We start from the raw sequence: 17,352 nt of genomic DNA, 5'->3' as shown, positions 1-17,352 counted from the left end.
GGGCTTTATAAAACCCTCTTAGATAACCCCCCCCCCCCCGGGGGGGGGGGCGCGCCCCCGGGGGGGGGGGGGGTGTGGGCGGGGGGGGGGGGGGGGGGGCCCCCCCCCCCAAACCCACCCCCGCGAGTACTCAGTGCGCCAGCGTGAACTCCTGGCCCGCGCCTTCCTTCTTCGCGCGCAGCTTCTCGTCCCGCGCCCGCTGAAGGCTTCCGAATGTCTCCGACCCCTGCTTCTTGAGAAGGTGCGGAATTCGATTCGCCGGGATTCCGACGAGCGGGGAATCGCTCAGGACCGACAGAAGATCCGACTCCGTCTGGTCGGTATAGTCGGCGGCGATCAGCGCCTCGACGTCTGGGAAGACATCCGCGTGCCTCTCGGTGCTCACATCGATCAGGTGATCTTCTTTCCCCCCGAGGCTGTAGCACCAGAGGAAATTATCAGGAGCATCGTTCACGACAAGCCGCTTGAAACGGCTGATTTCCTTGGTGTAGCAGTAAAAGCGAACCCCTGGTGAGCTGCGCATGATGCGCATCCAGGTGAGAAGGTACTCGTCGGAAAAAAACTCACCTGAATCATGTACACGAATCCACTTGCCGACGTACCGCTTATGCCTGAGTTCCTCCGTCATCTGCCTCTCGAACTCCTCCGGATTGTCCCGGCAGAGGAGAAGATTCCGAATGTGTGCTGCGCGAACATTCCTGAACCGGTACGTGCCGACCCGGGCATAACACAACTGGGCACACACGCCAGCCTGAGGGCAGACGTTGAAATGGCTGCCGTCAGGCATTTCGATCACAAAAGCTGGCAGAGTCCAATTGAATACGCCGATCCTCCTCAGGTCCGAGTTCTGGGTGAGGAGCCGCTTGGGGGCGGTGCGGCCAGTCGATTTCGTGCTCTCAGACATCTCGTTCCTCGTGTTTCGAAGGGGAGGGGCGGGCGGGTGAGGTGCCGGGGCATCCGACGTGCGGGCGCATGCACGCGTGGATCCCGAGCGCGGTCACGCCGCCGTCGGCTCTCGCGAGCACGGCAAGTCCCTGGGCGATGGCGGTGCGCGCGCTGCGCTGGTTGTGGCCGCCGTACTGGGCGTCGTCGCCGTGGCTGGCGATCAGGTCGGCGGCCCGCGTCGAAAGGCGCTCGATGTCGGGTCCTGAGAGGTCCCGCAATTCGGCGATGCACAGCGGGACCATGAACAGCAGCTACGTCACCCACGTCGAAGACGCCGGCGTCGGGCTGTCTTCGGGGGCGGTGACCACCCGGCCGAAGGGGCCGTGCGTGTCAGGGGTGGGCTGCACCGGCTCTTTGCCGGCATCGGAGGGGGGAGTGGCTGTCGTCATGGTGAGGTGTCGCTCCATGCAGGGCGCCCCCGGCTGTAGTCAGCCGGGGGCGCCCGTTGGGGGAGGGGGGAAGCGCGATCAGTCGCCGCGCGCGGGGCAGTCGGCGGCGTGCGCGGGGGAAGTGCGCTGGCGGGGGGACCCACCGAGCCCACGGGACTGGAGGAGGTAGTCGCCCAGGTCTCCCAGGGAATTGATCTCCTCAGTGGGCACCGGCTTGCCGCAGAGGGCGCACGGGGCGAGGAGGTCGAAGATGAGGCGACGGCGGTCGTCATAGGTCGCCAGGAAGTCCAGCGTCCTGTCCGCGAAGGAGATGGACAGCGCCACCGCGGGGAAGTGCACACCGTCTGCTACCAGCGGGTGGGTGTCGTCGTCCCTGGTGCGGATACCGATCGGGCGGCCAAGGGAGTGGAGCGAGAGGCGGTGGCGGAGTACCGCCTCCACCCAGCGGAGCTCGGCGTCATGGCTGTGGAGGGCCGGGTCCGGGCCGATCTGGCTGGCCTGACCGGTCTGTGCGCGCTCCACCGCGGCCTGGACGGCTGCGGCCTCGATGGGGTTGAAGGGCTTCCTCATGGTGCTCGGCATGGCGTCTCCGAGAAGAAGGACCGGGCCCGTGATCGGCACGCTGGCGCGCGTCATGGTCACCTGGGCTGAATTCGGAGGCCGCGAACAGCGGCTCCGGTCGGCGGAAACTCCCGCCCGACGCTGATCACACTACATATTGGAAAAGAAATACGCAACATGCGAAGTGAGGGGGTGGCCGACCAGCCACTGCTCTCCCTGGGAAGACGTACAGGAAGAGGAGCGGCCGGCCGGCTTGCCGCGGGTCTACGCCGGCGCGGCGGTGAGCTGTCCGACCTTGTCGAGCAAGAGCTGGGCCCGAGCGAAGGCGGCCGCCTTGTGACCGTACGACGGAACAACCAGGTGCATGGCCTCGTGCGCCAGGGCGCGATCGGCCTCCTCGCGCGTAGTCACCAGCTCGAGGTTGATGGCCATCAACGGCACCCGCAGCCGTGCGGTCTTCGGGCCCAGATACACCTGGGCGGCATAGTGCGAGAGGTAGGGCATGCCGCTGATCGAGGCGTATGCCGCTAGATCGGTGACGAGGTGGAAGTCGCGCCCGGACACGGTCGCGAACAGCTTGGCGCGCCGGCGCAGCCAGTTCACATCGACGGGAAGGTCACGCTCGTGTTCCAGGAGCGGGCTCCGCAGGTCAGCGTGCCGCTGTTCGGTCACCGGGTGGGCTCGGTCTGCCATGGGACTCCTCCTCTCGAGTGCGGGCCGGCTCTTCGGCCGGGTCGTTCAGCCGGCCGTCCCCGCGCGGGGGCCAGCCAGTGGTCTCCTCGGCCGTCGGCCGCGGGGACATCATGCCAACACGCCCCGCCGTCGCCCTTCGGCACCGGCGACGGGCCCGTTCACGCATAGCGTCCGTGCCAGGAGTCGGCGTCCAGCCGCCCCAGTGCGGCGTCCTCCTCCGGGGAGAGACGGTTGGTGAAGTCGTCCCAGCGGGTGAGCTGCTCGAGCTCGGGGCCGTCGGCCGGCTCGATCCGTGCCTTCTGCCCTGTGGTCAGGTCTATCTCCACGCCGTCGTCCACGACGTCAGCACGCGCCACCGGAAGGGATCGCCGCCGGGCCAGGCCGAGGTTGAACAGGTAGCCGCTCCCGGTGTCCTGGCCGCCGACCAAAGGCCTGATCCATATGACCTGGTTGCCGTCGTCCTCGAAGCGGTAATGCCGGGCGAGGGCGGCGCGGAAGACCTCCGTCCCGTCGGGGTCCGACACGACCAGGCGTGCGCCGGCGTCCACCGGGTCGCCGGTCGGGCTGTGGTTGCCCGCGACGAGGTCCGAGAAACGCTGTTGCCACTGCTGCTGTGTTGCTGTCATCGAATCGCTCCTGGTCAGATCTAGTAGTCGGCTTCCGTGCACAGGACATCCTCGACGGGTTTCCCGCCGAGCTGGGTGATGCCCCGCGAGGTGAGGGAAGCGAGGATGCTGCTGCGCTCCGCGGCGGTGTGGCACACGATTCGGCTGGGCGCCTCCGCCCCGAGCAGATCGATCCCGTTGCGGAACATGATTTCGTTGCTGCTGCCGGAGAACTTGGCGATCTTCATCGGGTCCCGCGTGATCGCCCCGGCGTTGTAGTTGTGGTGCGCGGGGTTGATGGCGCCGTAGTGGTCACCGTTGTAGGCGTAGTAGTCGCTGCGCTGCATGAGCACGCTCGGGTCGTCCCAGATCAGCCGGCCTCCACCCGGGGAGCTGGGCGTCTTCTTCACCCGCAGGAACACCGAGTTGGCGCCACCGGTCATCTTGTCGGACTGCTCGCTCATGCCGAGCCCGCCACCTATGCCCATCACTGCACGCTTCTCAGTGGAGGCCAGGACGCCCGTTCCGAGGAGACTGGCGAGATCGCCGCCGTTGAGGTTGTGGGTCAGCGACCGGCCCTTGAACGCGCCCTGGACCTCCGCCTTCTTTCCGGTCACGTCGAAGCGGGACCAGGTCAGCCACTTGCCGCCGGTCGACGGCGTCGGCTCGTAGCCCGGGCTGGCCGCGAGTTCGGCGCCGCTGGCGAATCCGGAGGCCTTCGCGACGGCGTCTCGGACGACTTCGACCTTCATCGGCAGCACCTTGTGGGATGCCTCCAGGTGGATCCTCTTCATCGCCGTCTGCAGGGCGTCGCTGTCGAGACCCATGAGGGACTCCATGCGCTGGTGAACGATCTCCTGGACCTGAAGATCCTGGAGACCCTGGGCCGTCTCCATGGCGCCCTTCATGCCGGCCGAGCCCTCCAACCCCTGGGCCCGGATGTTGTTCGCCAGGTAGGTCCACTCACCCTCTGCCGCGGTCATCGGCTTGTTCATCAGGTGCAGCTGTTCCAGCCGCTCCACGAGGTCCTTACCGTGGCCGGCGCCCGCAGGGGCGTGGACCTCGAGCTGTCCCCGCAGCGAGAACTCCGTGTTCGCCGGGTCGTTGTCCTTGTACGGGCGGTAGACGGCCTTCCAGCCGTCGCCCATGTCGATCTCGTACTCCGTGCCGTTGGCGGAAGAGCGGGTGACACCGTCCCATGACGTCTGCCCGGTCTCCGGGTCGAGGGTGGCCTTGATCCGGCTCGCCTTGCGGACCGTCGCGGCGAGCGTGCCGGGCTCCGGATCCCCGTCGGGCACCGGGATCTGCTTGGTGACCATCTTGGTCGAGGTCACTTCGTAGGCGTCCATCCACGGCATGGGCGCCCCGCCGTTGTCGATCTTGTCTTTCACGACGTTCAGCTGGTGCAGGTAGTGCAGGGCCATGGCTTTCTCGTCGTCGCTGATCGACGGGTTGTGAAGGACGTCGGCGACTGCGTCGTAGGCTGCCTGGTGCTTGGCGATCGATGCTTCCGACATCTCGGAGCCGGTCTTCAGCTTGTGCTGCACTGAGCTGATGGCGGTCTTGGTCAGCTCGGCCAGCTTCTTCTGCTTGTCGAGGTCAAGGCGCTCCTTGACCTCCTCCTCGACCTGGATCTCCTCCATGTGCGTGCCGGGGATGCTGAGCGCATCAAGCAGCTTCTCCTCTGCCTCCTCGGATATGTGCGTGAGCAGCACCTCCCGTGGACCGTCCGATGAGTCGTAGGCGACCAGGGTTGCTTCGGAGTTGATGAAGTCGTCCCCGCCCACCAGGATCGGTGTACCAGTGGGCTCGCCCACCGGAGGCGCCGCCGGCACCGGCGTCAGCGGCGGGTCCGTCTCCTCCTCCTCTTCCTCCTGGACCTCCTCGATGTCCTCGGCCTGGAGCAGCACGGCTTCCTCCGCAGACGGCTCCTCACCGCCGCTTTGCAGCTCTCCATCGGCTACGACGCCTTCGGCCTCAGCAGATACCTCCGGGGTTGTCTCCTCCGGCGGTGCGGCGGACACGACAGGCTCGGGTTCCGGTTCGGGTTCGGTGCCCACGAGCGTGTCCAGCTCCGCCAGCGGGTCGTCGCCGGCCGGAGGTTCCGCAGGGGGAGCCGGCTCGACAAGCGGCTCGGGCAGTTCCGGCACCTCGAACGCGGGGTCCCCCGCAGGTCCCACGGCCGCGCCCGCAAGGTCTGCCGCCTCGGCCGTTGCCGGCGCGCCGGTGATGTCCAACGGGGCAGCGGGGGCCTCGGCGAGCGCGGTGGGGCTGACCGCGTAGCTCTGGTGGCTCGACTTGGATCCGGTTCCCATCAGTTACCACCGCCGTGCTTGAGGGAGGCGCCGGAGGGCAGACCCAGCTGCTTGACGAAGAAGTCGGAGAAGTTCTGGCGCAAGTTGTTCTTCCTCTCTACGGCGTGGTCCAGGAACGCGGTCGCGATCTGGTCGTTGCTGACCTGGGACTGCGGGATCTTCAGTGCCTTCGCTGCCCGGCTGCGCATCTGCGGCACCCACGCCACGCCACTCTTGGCGCCCTCGTGCGCGGTGGAGTGCAGGATGGAGCGCAGTTGTGCGTCCGGCATGGACTCGAACTTCTTGATCACCGGGTGCGCGGCGGCAGGGTTGATCTTGACCCCGCTGGCGAGACCACTGCCCAGGGCCGCTTGGTAGAGCTTCTGGTGGACGGGAGTGAACCCGCCCCCGCCGCTGGGGGCGTAGTCCACCGACAGCTTGTCCGCGCCGAAGTGCTTGAAGGCCTGGCCGCGGTCGATCTGCACGAGGCCGCCGGAGGGCGTGCTCAGCCAGTTGTCCTGGTGACCGTCGTGTTCGCCGACGAGCCACGACCCCACGTGCGACCGGACGATCGCGTCGACCTGGGACTGTGTCCACTGACTCGGGCTGGACGTGAACGGCTTGGCGTCCTTGAGCAGCGGCTGGATGGAGCCGACCGTTCCGTCGGCCTTCTTGTGGTGGTACACCGGCACAGCCGGCACGCCACCCAGCGACAGGACGTGGGACGCGGCGGCTTCGGTGTGCCCCAGGGCACCGCCGTGGTTGTGGTCGGCCTTGAACATCCACTGTGAGCCGTCGGGCGCAGCGTGGATGGTCTTGGCGTACGTTCCGCCGAGGTTCGACGCTGTGGTGCCGGGGCCGAAGGCCCAGCTGGCGACCTCTTTGGCGTCCACGCGGGCCGGCATGTCCTGGTGGGTCGCCTTGGCGTGCTGGACTGCTGCCATCATGGCCTGGACGTTGGCGTTGAACGAGCCCGGCTTCGGCGCCTTCAGCGGCTTCGCCGCAGGAGTGGCCGGCTTCGCTCCGGAGCCGGTGGCATTCGCAGGCAGCTTGCTCGCCAGGGCCTGGACCGCCTCGTCCGAGGCCAAGCCGCCGTCGGGCTTCATCGAAGGCGCCGCCGCGGCCGCCGCCTTGGCGGCCTTGGCCGCCTCCTTCTTGGCGACGTCCGCAGTGACCTTGTCCTTGATCGCCTGCTGGTCGTACTTCTCGTTGAAGCTCGCGGCAATGTAGTTCTGGACCTGGGCACGCGTGGCCTTGGCGTTGTTGTCCATCCCCAGCTCGGCCGCGACGCCGCGCAGGTCGGAGAGCTTCTGCGTCGCGGCCCACGCCTTGAAGTCGTTCGTCAGATCGCCGGGGTGGAGGTACTTCCCTGGCCCGAGGGCCGGATGCTCGGCGTACGGGGTGTCGCTGGCGCCCCCTTGCTGGGTGTAGGCGTACCAGCCCTTCACGGCCATCTGCATGTCTTGGACGTCGCCGGCGTTCTTCGCCCAGGCGGCGATCGTCTGCGGTGCGCCCGGGTCGCCGGCCGACGGGAGGTTCAGGGGCTGCCCGGCCTCGGGTGCCACCGCAACGTGCGCGGCGTACCCGGCGTCGAGGTTCGACAGCTGCTCCTGTCGCTTGGCCGCCACGGCCTTCAGCGACTCCACTTCACTCTCGGGTGTGTTCGGCCGCATGAGTGTCACGAGCTGCTGGCCACTGAGGTGCGTCGCCTCGGTCTCGCTCAGCTGGCCAGTAGCGAGAGCTTCCTGCACCGAGGGCTGGACCACCTTCGGGTGCATGTACTTATGGGTGAGGACCTCGTCAACTGCCAACTTGGCCTCGGCCTTGGTCTTGGCCAGGTCCTCGCCGAGCTCAGGACAGTCGGCCGAGGCCAGCTTCTGCTCGGCCGCGAGCATCGTTTGCAGGGCCTCGGCCTGCTTTCCCTGCCACTGGGGCCCGTAGGTCTTCGACGCGTCGGTCCAGGCGTCGATCGACGCGGTTACTGCCTGGGCGGAGGCCGTGACCTCGTCCGGCGTGGCCTTCCACGCGCCGCCACTGAGGGGCGGGTCGGTGCCCTCGATCTCGTGCAGGTCGGCCAGCGTCATTCCGCCGACCGTCTTGCCGGCGAGCAGCTCGTTGTACCGGTTGAGCGCGGCAGCCTGGATCTTCGCTTTGGACGGGATGTCGCCCGGGTATGCGGGGTCGAGCCAGTGGATGAGGGGGTGCTGGCCCTTGCCGGACAGGCCCACAAGCGCGGGGTGCTCGAAGCCCTTGGCCTCGGCGATCTCGCGCAAGTCATCCTCGTCGAGCGAGTTCAGGTAGGCCAGTGTCTGCGCCTTCAGCGCCTTGGTGTGGGCTTCGATCTCCTCGTCGGAAGCGCCCGCCTCCTTCAGTTTCTCGATGGCGTCCTGAGCCTGTTCAACCTGGCCGACGAAGAGGTCGTACCGCTCGACGGGGTCCGTCGGGACCTCGTCCTCGGGATCGAGGGCGAACGGCGGGTCGGCGAGCTCCCCCATGAGGTCCATCGCGACTATGAGGTCGGCCTTGGCCTGGACCTCTTCATCGGACATCGCCTGTGCAGGCGCCTCGGCCACGACATCGTCGGTCTCAGATGCCGTGGTGGGTCCCACCGCGTAGGAAGCGTGCGAGGACTTGCTGCCGGTGCCCATCAGACATCACCGCGCGGCGGGAGCGCAGGGAAGACCTCGGCGAGCAGTCCGTCCAGAACGAGGTCGGCTGCGTGCGTGAGGTCGAGCGCGCCCTCCGGAACGTCCGCCGGTTCGAGCGAGCACGTGCCCCCGGATTGCGCGATCCAGCGCTCGATGTCCTGGCTGGTGGTGGTCTCGCCGAGGCGCTCGCGCCAGGGGGCGGCCGGCTCGTAGACGAGGGGGACCCAGCGCACGACCCGTTCGGCTGGCTGGCGGTTCTCGTCGAGGCCGAGCACGGCGACGGGGTCGACGGGGAGGCCGAGCGCGGGGTGCCAGACGAGCAGGATCCACAGTCGCCAGTCCGGAGCGGTCGGCGACGGCTCCGCCGTCTGGGTTTCAGTGGTGTCGGGTTCGGTCGTCACGGAGGCTCCTCCCAAAGGTGCTTTCACCTGCTACAGGTGTGGGAGGAGCCGCCGGTGTGACAGTGCGCGCGAAGAAGTTTTCAGCGGCCGGGCAGGAGCGAGGCCATGTACTGGACCGTAGCGGCGAAGGCGTCCTCACTCCGGGCGTGGACATCCTCGCGACCGTTGGCCGTCATGATCGCGCCATGCAGGGCGTACTGGTGCGGGTTCTGCGAGATCAGGGTCAGCCGGGGGCCGAAGATCTGCGCCATCTCGGCAATGCGGTTGGCCCGGGACAGACCGGTGAGGAAGACCGGCATGTCCTCGGGGAGGTTCTCGGCCAGGAAGTGCAGACCGGGCCGCTCCCAGCTGTCCCAGTCGGCGTTGTCGCGGACCGTCTGCACGTTGATGGCGATGGCGGCTGGCTGGGTGTCCTCGATCCAGGAGACGTAGCGCTGGAGGTCCTCGAGCCGGAACCAATAGCAGTTCGGCACGACGTTCACGCCGGCCTCGGCGAACTCCTGCGCGAGGAGGAGCGATCGGCGCATGTTGAGCAGGTGTTCCGTGCGCGGCCAGTCCCCGTAGATGCTGTAGTTGCACGAGAGGACCAGGTCCCACTCCTGCCCGGCAATCCGCTCGACGAGCCTGTCGGTGCCGCGGCGGGTCCAGAAGGCCTCGACGAGCGGGTCCTCGCCGTAGCCGACCAGCACGGCCTTCTGGTGGTCTTTGAGGGCGAGGGCCTGGCGGGCGGTCTGCTCGGTGAACCGCTTGTAGAGCGTGTGGGTGTCGGGCGAGAACACGCGCCGCAGACCGACGCCGTAGGCCGGCCAGTTCAGGCTGGCGTCGAGCTTGGTGACCGCGGAGCCGTCGGTCATGGGGATGAAGGACGGCAGGCCGTCGGGCAGCGTGCTGTCGACGTTGATGTCGTCGAAGGTCAGGGTGCCGCCGACGTCCGCCATCCATCCGGCTATGTCGGTCCGGCTCCCGCACCGGATCGGGCACTTGCGGGTCACGCACGCGTTCGCCGGTGCGTCGGCCTCGGCTGCTGAGCACCCGCAGAACCGGCAGTCCGAGTTCTGGCCGGTGCACAGGGGCTCGACGGTGGCCGGACCGCCCCGGCCGTCGGGTCCGGCGTAGAAGGCGCAGCTGTTGCAGTCGCAGCCGCGGCCCGGGAGGGGAACGCCGACGGTCGGGATGGGCAGGGAGACACTGGTCATGCTGCTTCGCTTCCTTCGGTGATTGCGTCGTCGTCCGTCGCGCCGTCGGCGGACGCGTCGTTGAGATGGGCGTGGAGCTCGCGCAGGGCGAGGCGCAGGGAGCCGCGGTCGTACCGCGCGATCTCCTTGCCGGCCCGGACCTCGGCCAGCAGCCCGCGGATGCCGTCCAGCGCGGTGCGGATCGTGTTGGACTCCACAGCCGGACGGCTCGGGGCGGCGTCGGCCAGCATCGCTTCTGGGGCGGCTTCCGGTGCCGGCGCCGCAGGCTGCAACGGCCTGTCCGGCTCCGCGATCGCTGCCACTTCGTCCACGCCGAGGGGCGAAGCAGCAGCGTCGTCGCCTTCTTCGGTTTCCTCCTGGCCCTCCGCCCGGGTGGGGACCCGGGTGAGCTTCGCCCGGCGGTCGGCGTTCGCCGCGTCCTGCCGCTCCTCGGCTTCGGTGATGATCTCTTCTGGCCCGAGCTCGGGCTCCTCCAGGCCGACGTTCACGGCCGTCGGCAGCAGGTGGAGCCGCTTGGTGGACTTCAGCGCGGCCCAGATGCCCTCGGCAGCCTGGGCCCGGCCGTTGCGAAGCTCGGCGAACCGAATCCGGGTGTTCAGGCGGACTGCGGCCTCGTCCATCTCCTCGGTGAGGTCGCGAGGCAGCGCGCGGAAGGCCCGCACGAGCTCGCCGGCCTTGCGCTCGTTGAGCTGCAGACCGAGACGGTCCAGCACCTCGCTCCAGGGGGCGGCACAGGAACTGTCGGTGCCGCGGATCTTCTCCAGGGCGAGGAACCGCTCGGCCGGGTCAGGGATCGCGTAGACCTCCTGCGGCACGGGCTTGCCGGCCTTCAGGAGCTTGCCGACGAGGATGGCGCATCGCTGGTACAGCAATGCGGCAGCCTGCTCGCCCGGGCGGAGGGGCTCGCGGGCGAAGTTTTCGACGAAGCGCCACATGTGGCGCTCCTCCTCGGACAACGGGCCCGGGCAGACCACGGCCGGCAGCGCCTGGAAGTGCGGGTTGTCCGGCCGGTTGACGGCGCCCCAGCGCATCGCGCGCAGCCGGCGCTCCCCGGTGACCAGGCGAATCGTCGGCGCCTTGCCGTCGACCACGATCTCCTCGGCCAGGACCGGCTCCAGGAGGCCGATGACGGACATGGAGGAGATGAGATCGGCGAGCTCGGACGGAGGCAGGGAGTCGGAGGGGTTGCGGGCGTGCGGCTCGGTGAAGGGCGCACCCTGCCCGCGTAGCGGCAGCATCTCGAATCGCCGCTGCCGCAGCTTGACGCTGCGGTGCAGGATCTCGGTGAGCCGGATCATGCTCCCGCCGTCCGGCGGAGCCGCGAGCGAGGTACTGGTCATGGCGCTGCTTCCTTCAGGGCCGCGGGGCGCGGCCGGTCACTTCGTGGCCAGGTAGAGGTCGGTGGGGGCGGGACGGGCAGACGGCGTGCCGCGCAGCAGCGGAGTGAAGATCGGGGCGAAGGGCCCGTGCTCCTGGAGTTGCTGCAGGGTGGTGACGCCGATGCTGATGTCACCCTTGAGCCGGCCGAGGCGGACATCCGCGCTGGCGCGCGTGTAGAGGTCTTCGGTGCGCGCGGCCAGGCGCTGCGGGCGCCGGTCGGGCTCCCCGGCCTTCGGCGGTGCCGCATCAAGGATCACCAGGACTCGGGGGAAGACCGGGTAGTTGTACATCCACGCCGGCCGGGTCGCGTTCACGGTCCGGCGCCTGCGGTCCGCGCTCTGCGGGACGTATTCGTACAGCCGGCCGTACGCCTGCAACTTTGCGGCGAGCCGTGCGGAGGTCATCGTGGCGCGGTCGTATTCGACGAAGAAGCTGAGCATCGTGCGTCGGCCACCGCGCTCCATGTGCACGTAGTTGAGGACGGCGTCGCTGATGACGTGGTCGTCCTCGAAGCGGCGCTGCCCGTCACGGATCCGGTTGGCGACCTCTGGGGTCCAGTCCAGCGGACCGCACTCGTGGCCGAGCCGGCGCGCCCACTCGACGAAGGCAACACCGACCTCGTTCACGCCGAGCGTGTGCGCCTGCCGGGCACCGGCGACCGACTCGGGCGAGACCCGGTACGGCCGGGAGGGCAGCTCTCCGGCCTCCTCCACCGACGCGGCGCCGGCGTCGGTGAGGAACCACAGGAAGGGCTGGCTCCGGACCCGCCCGCGGCCGCCGGGTCCCTGGGCCCGGATCCGGTCGACCAGCCCGGCCTGGTGCAGCTCGCCGAGCTGCCAGCGCAGGTACACGGGACGGGCCGGCCGCTTTTCGGGCAGCGTCAGCAGCACGTGCAGTTGCTGGGTGGAGAGCACCCGGTGCTGGTACAGCAGCCCCAGGACCTCACTGCCGATCGCGTGGAAGCTGCGCGTGGGTGCTGGTGCGGCAGCTTCGACAGGGGGGACAGTCATCCGAGCCTCGACTGGTTGGGGTTGATCGGGTGGACGTTGTCGGGGGCTTCACCGGCCGGGGCCGGGTCCGTGCCGCTGATGACGGGACCTTCGCTGTCGTGGACCCGCGGCTTGGCCGCCCCGCCGCCGGACGCGGCGCCGTTGGCCGGTCCGTTCGGGCCCTGGGGGGCGCGCGGTGCGGCATCGCGGAAGGCGGGCTCGTCCGGCGGCAGGTCGACGTCGGAGGGGTCGTCCGGCGGGACGTCGAGCGTGACGATGAACCGGCGCAGCCGCCAGTCCAGTCGGCGCAGGTCGGTGAGGATTTCACGGACCGAGCGCCGCTGCAGGTTCTCGTCGATGGCCCGCGCCAGCCGCTTCTCGTTCTGCGGCCGGTAGTAGTCGCCGTACAGGTCCTCCACCGAGGCGCCCCGGACGCGGAAAGGATCGGTCGTGCCGCCTTCGAGCGTCACGGACATCACGTAGTTGTACCGGTTGAGCTGGACGATCGTGTCGGAGGCGACCTTCTTGCCCCAGCGACGGGTCACCAAGGCGGCCTCGTCGACGTCGGAGGCGGTCGTCGACAGGATGGACAGGTTCTGCAGCAGGCCCTGCCTGGTGGTGGGGCTCAACCGCTGCGCCATCTGCGTCATGGCAAGCAACTTCACGTTGTACTTGCGCAACTGCTCGGTGATCTGAGCCAGGGTGCCCTTGGCCGCGCCGTCCACGCTCGTCAACTCGTCGATGAAGGCGTAGAAGTCGCGCCGCTGGTCGGGCGCGGTGTCGCGTCGCGAGAGGCCGGCGCGGAAGAGGTCGTAGACCAGCAGGGAGCTGATGATGCGGTCGACGTCGCCGGTGCCGGCAGGACAGACGAAGACAATCTTCCCTGTGTCCATGGCGTGCCGGATGTCGTACGTCGAGCGACTCGACCCCAGGAACGCCTTGACGGCGTTGGATGAGGACAGCCGTTCGATGATGCCGATGACGATCGGAATGGCTTCCTTGGAGTATCCCGGGAAGGTCTGCTCCCAGAAGTCCCGCACATCCTTTGGCAGATACGGCAGAACAGTCATGCGCCATACGTCGTCGGTGAGGATCGTGCGGATCTGGAAGACAGTGGGGGCCAGGTCCGGCCTTCCGGCCCGGCACACCTGCCACGACAGGTGCACCAGGGATTCCACTGCCCGGGTCAAGATGGTCTTGGCGCGGGCTGAGGCATCGTTCCAGCCCACTGCGGCAGAGAAGCCGGTGACGATGTACTGGACGATGTCGGGAATCTCGGCCTCCCGCCGGCGCTCCATGGACAGCGGGTTCCAGGAGCCGACCATCTTGTCGAGCTCGGGGCTCGTGAGGTCGATCTCCCAGATCCGGTCGGCCAGTTCCTTGTGCGCAAGGTACGGCCGGGCACGGGTCCAGCCGTCACCGTGGGGGTCGAGGAAGAGCACGCCGAACCCGCCATGGGCGATCGCGATCGCCTGCACGAGCGACATCTCGGTCTTTCCGAAGCCGGACTTGCCGAGGAAGAGGGCGAAGAGCAGGTACTTCAGCGGGACGCCGGCGAGGCGCTCCCCGCCGCCGGACTTGGTCACCCACCCCAGGGGCAGCAGACCGCGCTGGCCCGTCCACGTCGGGAGCGCTGCGGGCGGCGGTGGGACGACCCCGCCCGAGCGGGTGATGTTCGGGGCCATGTTGTGCTTGGTGGGCGGCTTGAGCAGCCCGGCGATCTCCTGCGCGGTCACCCAGGAGTTCCGGCGCGGCACGAAGAGCCCGGTCTCAAAGCGGCGGTCGAACTTTCCCCGATAGATCCAGTGGTCCGCACGGACGCGGGTGACACCGAGGTGGAGACCGACGGGTCGGAGGTGGTTGTCGCCGGACCACGGCTCCAGAGCGGCGAGGACCTGGTCCAACAGCATCCGGGCCCGGTACTCGTCGCGTGCGCAGGTGCGGACGAGGAGCTGCATGGAGAAGACGGGTTCGGCGCCGGGGACCAGCTTGCCCATGGCGGCCTTCATGTCCGTGACGCGGTGGGTGCGCTGCTGGTGGTGCGGGCGCTGACGGGCGCCGCCACTCTGGTTGCCCTTCATCTCGGTGGCGATTTCGGACATCACCTGCCCGAGGTCGAAGCCGAACCGGTTGGCGCGCTGCTGCGGCATGCCGGGTATCGCCGGCCCGTCGGAGGGGTTGCGGCGGGCCTGGGCCAGCAGGCGCCGGCGGCGGCTGCTGACACGGTTCGGAGTGACGGGCACGAGGTCCAGGACAACGTCGGCGCTCTCGCCGAGGTCCTCGCGGACGTCGGCTACCGCGTTGGCCAGCGCCTCGAGCGGATCCGGGGTGAGCGGCACTTCGCGCAGGGCGAGGTGGTCGGGGAGGGCAAGGGCGAGCTCGGCGCGGGCGTAGTGCATCTCCCGGGTAACCGGCTTGCCGCGGTCGTCCGCTTCCGGCTTGGCGAGATCGACGGGCGGAGCGACGGTCGTGTCAGGTGCGATGGTCATGATCTACCTGTCTGTGGTGTTAGTCGGGGTGTCAGGAGCCGAGCCGGATCTGCGGCCGTTCGCGCGCAGCACGGCCGTCGGCCTCCACGGGCCGCATCTCGACCTGGGCGTAGCCCTGGTGGCGCAGCACCGACATCGCCCGGTCCGGGCCCTCGACCCTCATGGACAGCGATCCGTTGGAGCACGTGAAGCGGACACGCAGGGCACTGGTGCGGGTCGAGGAGACGAGCCAGCGCGACACGCTCTTGTGCGCGCGGGCCATCTGGTGTCCGAAGCGGATGACCTCCTCCGGATTCGGGTCGAAGCCCGTGGTCGGCAACACCTCCAGAGCCGTTCGCTCGGACATCGGACCGCGGGAAAGGGCCCAGCGGACCGCGGCAGCGGCACCACCGACAGCAAGGCCCAGCAGCGCGACCCACCAGGCGTTGGCCACCACCGAGTCCGCCAGCCGCTCGGCATGGCCGGGTAGGTCCCCGAGGAAGCCGATCGCGCTGTCGACGAGATCGGTCGTGTTCATCGCCCGCCGCCTGAGGGCGAGGCGAGCGGCGGTGCCGCGGCGGCTGGAGCGGGCACGGGGGAAGTCGGGAGCACAGTGGCACCTCCAGAGAGCAAACGGGCCTTTCACCTGCTACAGGTGTCGGGATCCGGCTCGGTGTGACACTCCGCTGAGAATTTCTTCGCGAGGTTGCGCCGGCCGGCGGCACGACCCCTCGCAAGGGCACATGACGCCGGCCGGCGGGTCAGATCTTGACGCCGTGACCACGGAGGTAGGCCACCGGATCGATGTCCGATCCGTACTCGGGCCCGGTGCGTATCTCGAAGTGGAGGTGCGCACCGCTGACGTTGCCCGTGGCGCCGGAGTAGCCGATCCGGTCGCCGCCCTTCACCTTCTGGCCGTCGACCACGGCCAGCGAGGACTGGTGCGCGTACTGCGAGTACATGCCGTCCCCGTGCTTGATCACCACCTGATAGCCGTACGCGCTGTTCCAGCCGGCTGTGACCACCGTTCCCGGGCCCACCGCACGGATCGCGGTCCCGGTGGGCACCGGGAAGTCGATACCGGTGTGGTAGCCGCTCGACCACATCGACCCTGAGACCCGGTAGCCGGTGCCGATGTGCTTGTCGGCGACCGGGGCGACCCAACTGCCCGAGCTGCCGCCGGTGGCGGGTTCGGTGTAGTCCGGACGCTTCATGATCAGAATCCGGTCCTCCCAGTACGACAGGGGCTTGATCCTGACCTTTGCGCCGGTGTGCGGCGCGTCGATCACCTTTCCGCCGCCGATGAACATGGCGACGTGCTCCGGGCGGGAGGCGCTGCCGTCGGAGAAGATGAGGTCGCCGGGGCGCAGGTCGTTCACCGACTTCACCTTGCTGCCGATCTTCACCTGGTCGTAGGTGCTGCGGGGGAGGTTCTCGCCCACCTTGCTCCAGGCGTACTTGACCAGGCTGGAGCAGTCGCACCGGTTGGCGCCGGTGAAGTTCGGCTTGCAACTGCCGCCGAACAGGTAGGAAGTGTTGAGGGCCTCTCTGGCACCGGCAACGACCTTGTCGAGACCGCCGGAGACCTTGCCATCCATCGGCGCCGACCACCGTTCGGCCCGGTCGCGGATCTCGCGGACGTACCTTCTGGTCTCCTCGTAAGGCGGGATCCCGCCGTACTTCTTCACCTTGTACCCGCCGGCGTTGTAGGCGGCGAGCATGTTGTCGACGACGTCGCCGGGCACACTGCGGATCTCATCGGCGAGCTTGCAGTCGTAGGACACCATCGACGGGACTGCGTCCTCAGGGTCCAGCGGATCCGCGCCGCCCTTCTTGTTGGCGTCGATGCCTTCCGTTGCCCAGGTGGAAGGGATGAACTGGGCGATGCCCAGTGCGCCGGCTCCGCCGTCGGGTGGGTTCTTGCGGAAGGTGGACTCCTGGTAGAGCTGGGCGGCGATCAGGGACGGTGTGACTTCGGCGCAGCCGTAGTCCCGTACCGCGTCCAGAATGATCGGGCGCAGCCAGTCGGGAATGTCCTTGGTGTCCGACAGGCCGCCGCCGAACCCGGCGTTCTCCAGTGCGTCGCTGGTGTTGTCCTCACCGATCGCCGATGTCAGTGCCAGCACCGCGGCCATGATCAGACCGAGACCGAGCAGGCACGAGAGGAAGGCCGCTATCAGCACTCGGCGCAGGGTTTTGGGCTCGCCCTGTTCAGACATTGGGCAACCCGACGACGCGCCAGCTCCCGTCGGCGGTACGGCGGAGCTTGAGGGCCACGTGCTCTTCCGACTCGACGGCAGGGCCGCTGGCCGGCGTCTCCGTCAGCTTGTAGAGCACACGGGCGAAGCCGGAGTCCTCGGTGGGGGCGGGCGCCCCGTCCGGCAGTGAGACCCGCAGAACCGTCACGGTGACCTGGACCTGGCGGTCCTTCCAGTCCTGCCACTGCCGCCCGCCGGCGCTGCCGCTGGTGTAGCTGCGCAGGTCCTCGGCGAGATCACCGTCGGCAAAGGCGGCAGCACGTCGGGACGCGTCGCCGTACGTGGTGTCGTGACCGGGGCGGGCGTCGTGGCTGGCCCACGCCTTCGTGAAGGCCCGGGCTGCCTCCTGCATGGGCGCGGGCAGCTGACTCGGTGCCGAGGCGGCGGGAGACTCGGTCGGCTCGGCGACGGGCGACACTGTCGCCGGGTCTGCACTCGGGTCTGCACTGCCGGAGCTGCTCCCGGTGGTTGCCGAGGGCATGGCCGTATGCGAAGCGGAGTGCGGGGCCGCGGAACGATCGGGAC

The 17,352-nt window shown here is 68.7% G+C and carries 15 protein-coding genes; all 15 read right to left on the bottom strand.

The annotated features are described in order from the left end of the window. Positions 1–130 precede the first annotated feature (130 nt). A complete protein-coding gene (locus ACIQR3_RS37140) occupies positions 131–904 on the bottom strand; it encodes a hypothetical protein (RefSeq protein WP_403545846.1) in 774 nt (257 codons plus the stop codon). After that, positions 897–1,187 carry a hypothetical protein gene (locus ACIQR3_RS37135; protein ID WP_403545844.1) on the bottom strand — a complete coding sequence of 97 codons (291 nt, stop codon included), beginning with the start codon at positions 1,185–1,187 and terminating at the stop codon, positions 897–899. Before ACIQR3_RS37135 ends, ACIQR3_RS37140 begins: the two co-directional genes overlap by 8 nt. A gap of 225 nt (positions 1,188–1,412) precedes the next feature. Further along, positions 1,413–1,916, bottom strand: a complete 504-nt coding sequence (locus ACIQR3_RS37130; protein WP_403545842.1) for a hypothetical protein — start codon at positions 1,914–1,916, stop codon at positions 1,413–1,415. A 243-nt stretch (positions 1,917–2,159) separates the two neighbouring features. Next, entirely contained in the window at positions 2,160–2,588 is a 429-nt protein-coding gene (locus tag ACIQR3_RS37125) for a hypothetical protein (protein WP_403545841.1), read from the bottom strand. Positions 2,589–2,746: 158 nt separating this feature from the next. Further along, the gene (locus tag ACIQR3_RS37120; protein WP_403545840.1) at positions 2,747–3,214 is read right to left on the bottom strand and encodes a hypothetical protein; all 468 of its coding nucleotides are present in this window, start codon (positions 3,212–3,214) and stop codon (positions 2,747–2,749) included. Positions 3,215–3,234: 20 nt separating this feature from the next. After that, on the bottom strand, positions 3,235–5,508 hold the full coding sequence (locus tag ACIQR3_RS37115; RefSeq protein WP_403545838.1) for a hypothetical protein: 2,274 nt from the start codon (positions 5,506–5,508) through the stop codon (positions 3,235–3,237). After that, positions 5,508–8,135, bottom strand: a complete 2,628-nt coding sequence (locus ACIQR3_RS37110) for a hypothetical protein (RefSeq protein ID WP_403545836.1) — start codon at positions 8,133–8,135, stop codon at positions 5,508–5,510. Before ACIQR3_RS37110 ends, ACIQR3_RS37115 begins: the two co-directional genes overlap by 1 nt. Beyond that, a complete protein-coding gene (locus ACIQR3_RS37105; RefSeq protein WP_403545835.1) occupies positions 8,135–8,536 on the bottom strand; it encodes a hypothetical protein in 402 nt (133 codons plus the stop codon). Before ACIQR3_RS37105 ends, ACIQR3_RS37110 begins: the two co-directional genes overlap by 1 nt. Positions 8,537–8,616: 80 nt before the next feature. Next, positions 8,617–9,732 carry a hypothetical protein gene (locus ACIQR3_RS37100; protein ID WP_403545833.1) on the bottom strand — a complete coding sequence of 372 codons (1,116 nt, stop codon included), beginning with the start codon at positions 9,730–9,732 and terminating at the stop codon, positions 8,617–8,619. Further along, positions 9,729–11,072 (bottom strand): ParB N-terminal domain-containing protein, encoded by a 1,344-nt coding sequence (locus ACIQR3_RS37095; RefSeq protein WP_398018790.1) that lies wholly within the window; start codon positions 11,070–11,072, stop codon positions 9,729–9,731. The genes ACIQR3_RS37100 and ACIQR3_RS37095 overlap by 4 nt, the downstream gene beginning before the upstream one ends. 36 nt (positions 11,073–11,108) lie before the next feature. Continuing rightward, positions 11,109–12,122, bottom strand: coding sequence for a replication-relaxation family protein (locus ACIQR3_RS37090; protein ID WP_403545831.1), 1,014 nt, complete (start codon positions 12,120–12,122; stop codon positions 11,109–11,111). Then, on the bottom strand, positions 12,119–14,590 hold the full coding sequence (locus ACIQR3_RS37085) for an ATP/GTP-binding protein (protein WP_403545829.1): 2,472 nt from the start codon (positions 14,588–14,590) through the stop codon (positions 12,119–12,121). The genes ACIQR3_RS37090 and ACIQR3_RS37085 overlap by 4 nt, the downstream gene beginning before the upstream one ends. 31 nt (positions 14,591–14,621) lie before the next feature. Next, positions 14,622–15,107, bottom strand: coding sequence for a hypothetical protein (locus ACIQR3_RS37080; protein WP_403545827.1), 486 nt, complete (start codon positions 15,105–15,107; stop codon positions 14,622–14,624). Positions 15,108–15,330: 223 nt separating this feature from the next. Beyond that, a complete protein-coding gene (locus tag ACIQR3_RS37075) occupies positions 15,331–16,788 on the bottom strand; it encodes a peptidoglycan DD-metalloendopeptidase family protein (protein WP_403545825.1) in 1,458 nt (485 codons plus the stop codon). Next, complete coding sequence (locus tag ACIQR3_RS37070; protein WP_403545823.1) at positions 16,781–17,179, bottom strand: hypothetical protein; 399 nt, start codon at positions 17,177–17,179, stop codon at positions 16,781–16,783. Before ACIQR3_RS37070 ends, ACIQR3_RS37075 begins: the two co-directional genes overlap by 8 nt. Positions 17,180–17,352: the final 173 nt, after the last annotated feature.

The sequence above is a fragment of the Streptomyces sp. NPDC090994 genome (assembly GCF_044768905.1).
Lineage (GTDB): Bacteria > Actinomycetota > Actinomycetes > Streptomycetales > Streptomycetaceae > Streptomyces.
The sequence above is the reverse complement of the archived record's forward strand: the minus strand, read 5'-3'. Positions and strand labels throughout refer to the sequence as shown.

Bases quoted from the DNA above. Each gene is read 5' to 3' on its own strand.
- ACIQR3_RS37140 (WP_403545846.1), bottom strand. From the start codon at position 904: ATGTCTGAGAGCACGAAATCGACTGGCCGCACCGCCCCCAAGCGGCTC.
- ACIQR3_RS37135 (WP_403545844.1), bottom strand. From the start codon at position 1,187: ATGGTCCCGCTGTGCATCGCCGAATTGCGGGACCTCTCAGGACCCGAC.
- ACIQR3_RS37130 (WP_403545842.1), bottom strand. From the start codon at position 1,916: ATGCCGAGCACCATGAGGAAGCCCTTCAACCCCATCGAGGCCGCAGCC.
- ACIQR3_RS37125 (WP_403545841.1), bottom strand. From the start codon at position 2,588: ATGGCAGACCGAGCCCACCCGGTGACCGAACAGCGGCACGCTGACCTG.
- ACIQR3_RS37120 (WP_403545840.1), bottom strand. From the start codon at position 3,214: ATGACAGCAACACAGCAGCAGTGGCAACAGCGTTTCTCGGACCTCGTC.
- ACIQR3_RS37115 (WP_403545838.1), bottom strand. From the start codon at position 5,508: ATGGGAACCGGATCCAAGTCGAGCCACCAGAGCTACGCGGTCAGCCCC.
- ACIQR3_RS37110 (WP_403545836.1), bottom strand. From the start codon at position 8,135: ATGGGCACCGGCAGCAAGTCCTCGCACGCTTCCTACGCGGTGGGACCC.
- ACIQR3_RS37100 (WP_403545833.1), bottom strand. From the start codon at position 9,732: ATGACCAGTGTCTCCCTGCCCATCCCGACCGTCGGCGTTCCCCTCCCG.
- ACIQR3_RS37095 (WP_398018790.1), bottom strand. From the start codon at position 11,072: ATGACCAGTACCTCGCTCGCGGCTCCGCCGGACGGCGGGAGCATGATC.
- ACIQR3_RS37090 (WP_403545831.1), bottom strand. From the start codon at position 12,122: ATGACTGTCCCCCCTGTCGAAGCTGCCGCACCAGCACCCACGCGCAGC.
- ACIQR3_RS37085 (WP_403545829.1), bottom strand. From the start codon at position 14,590: ATGACCATCGCACCTGACACGACCGTCGCTCCGCCCGTCGATCTCGCC.
- ACIQR3_RS37080 (WP_403545827.1), bottom strand. From the start codon at position 15,107: ATGAACACGACCGATCTCGTCGACAGCGCGATCGGCTTCCTCGGGGAC.
- ACIQR3_RS37075 (WP_403545825.1), bottom strand. From the start codon at position 16,788: ATGTCTGAACAGGGCGAGCCCAAAACCCTGCGCCGAGTGCTGATAGCG.
- ACIQR3_RS37070 (WP_403545823.1), bottom strand. From the start codon at position 17,179: ATGCAGGAGGCAGCCCGGGCCTTCACGAAGGCGTGGGCCAGCCACGAC.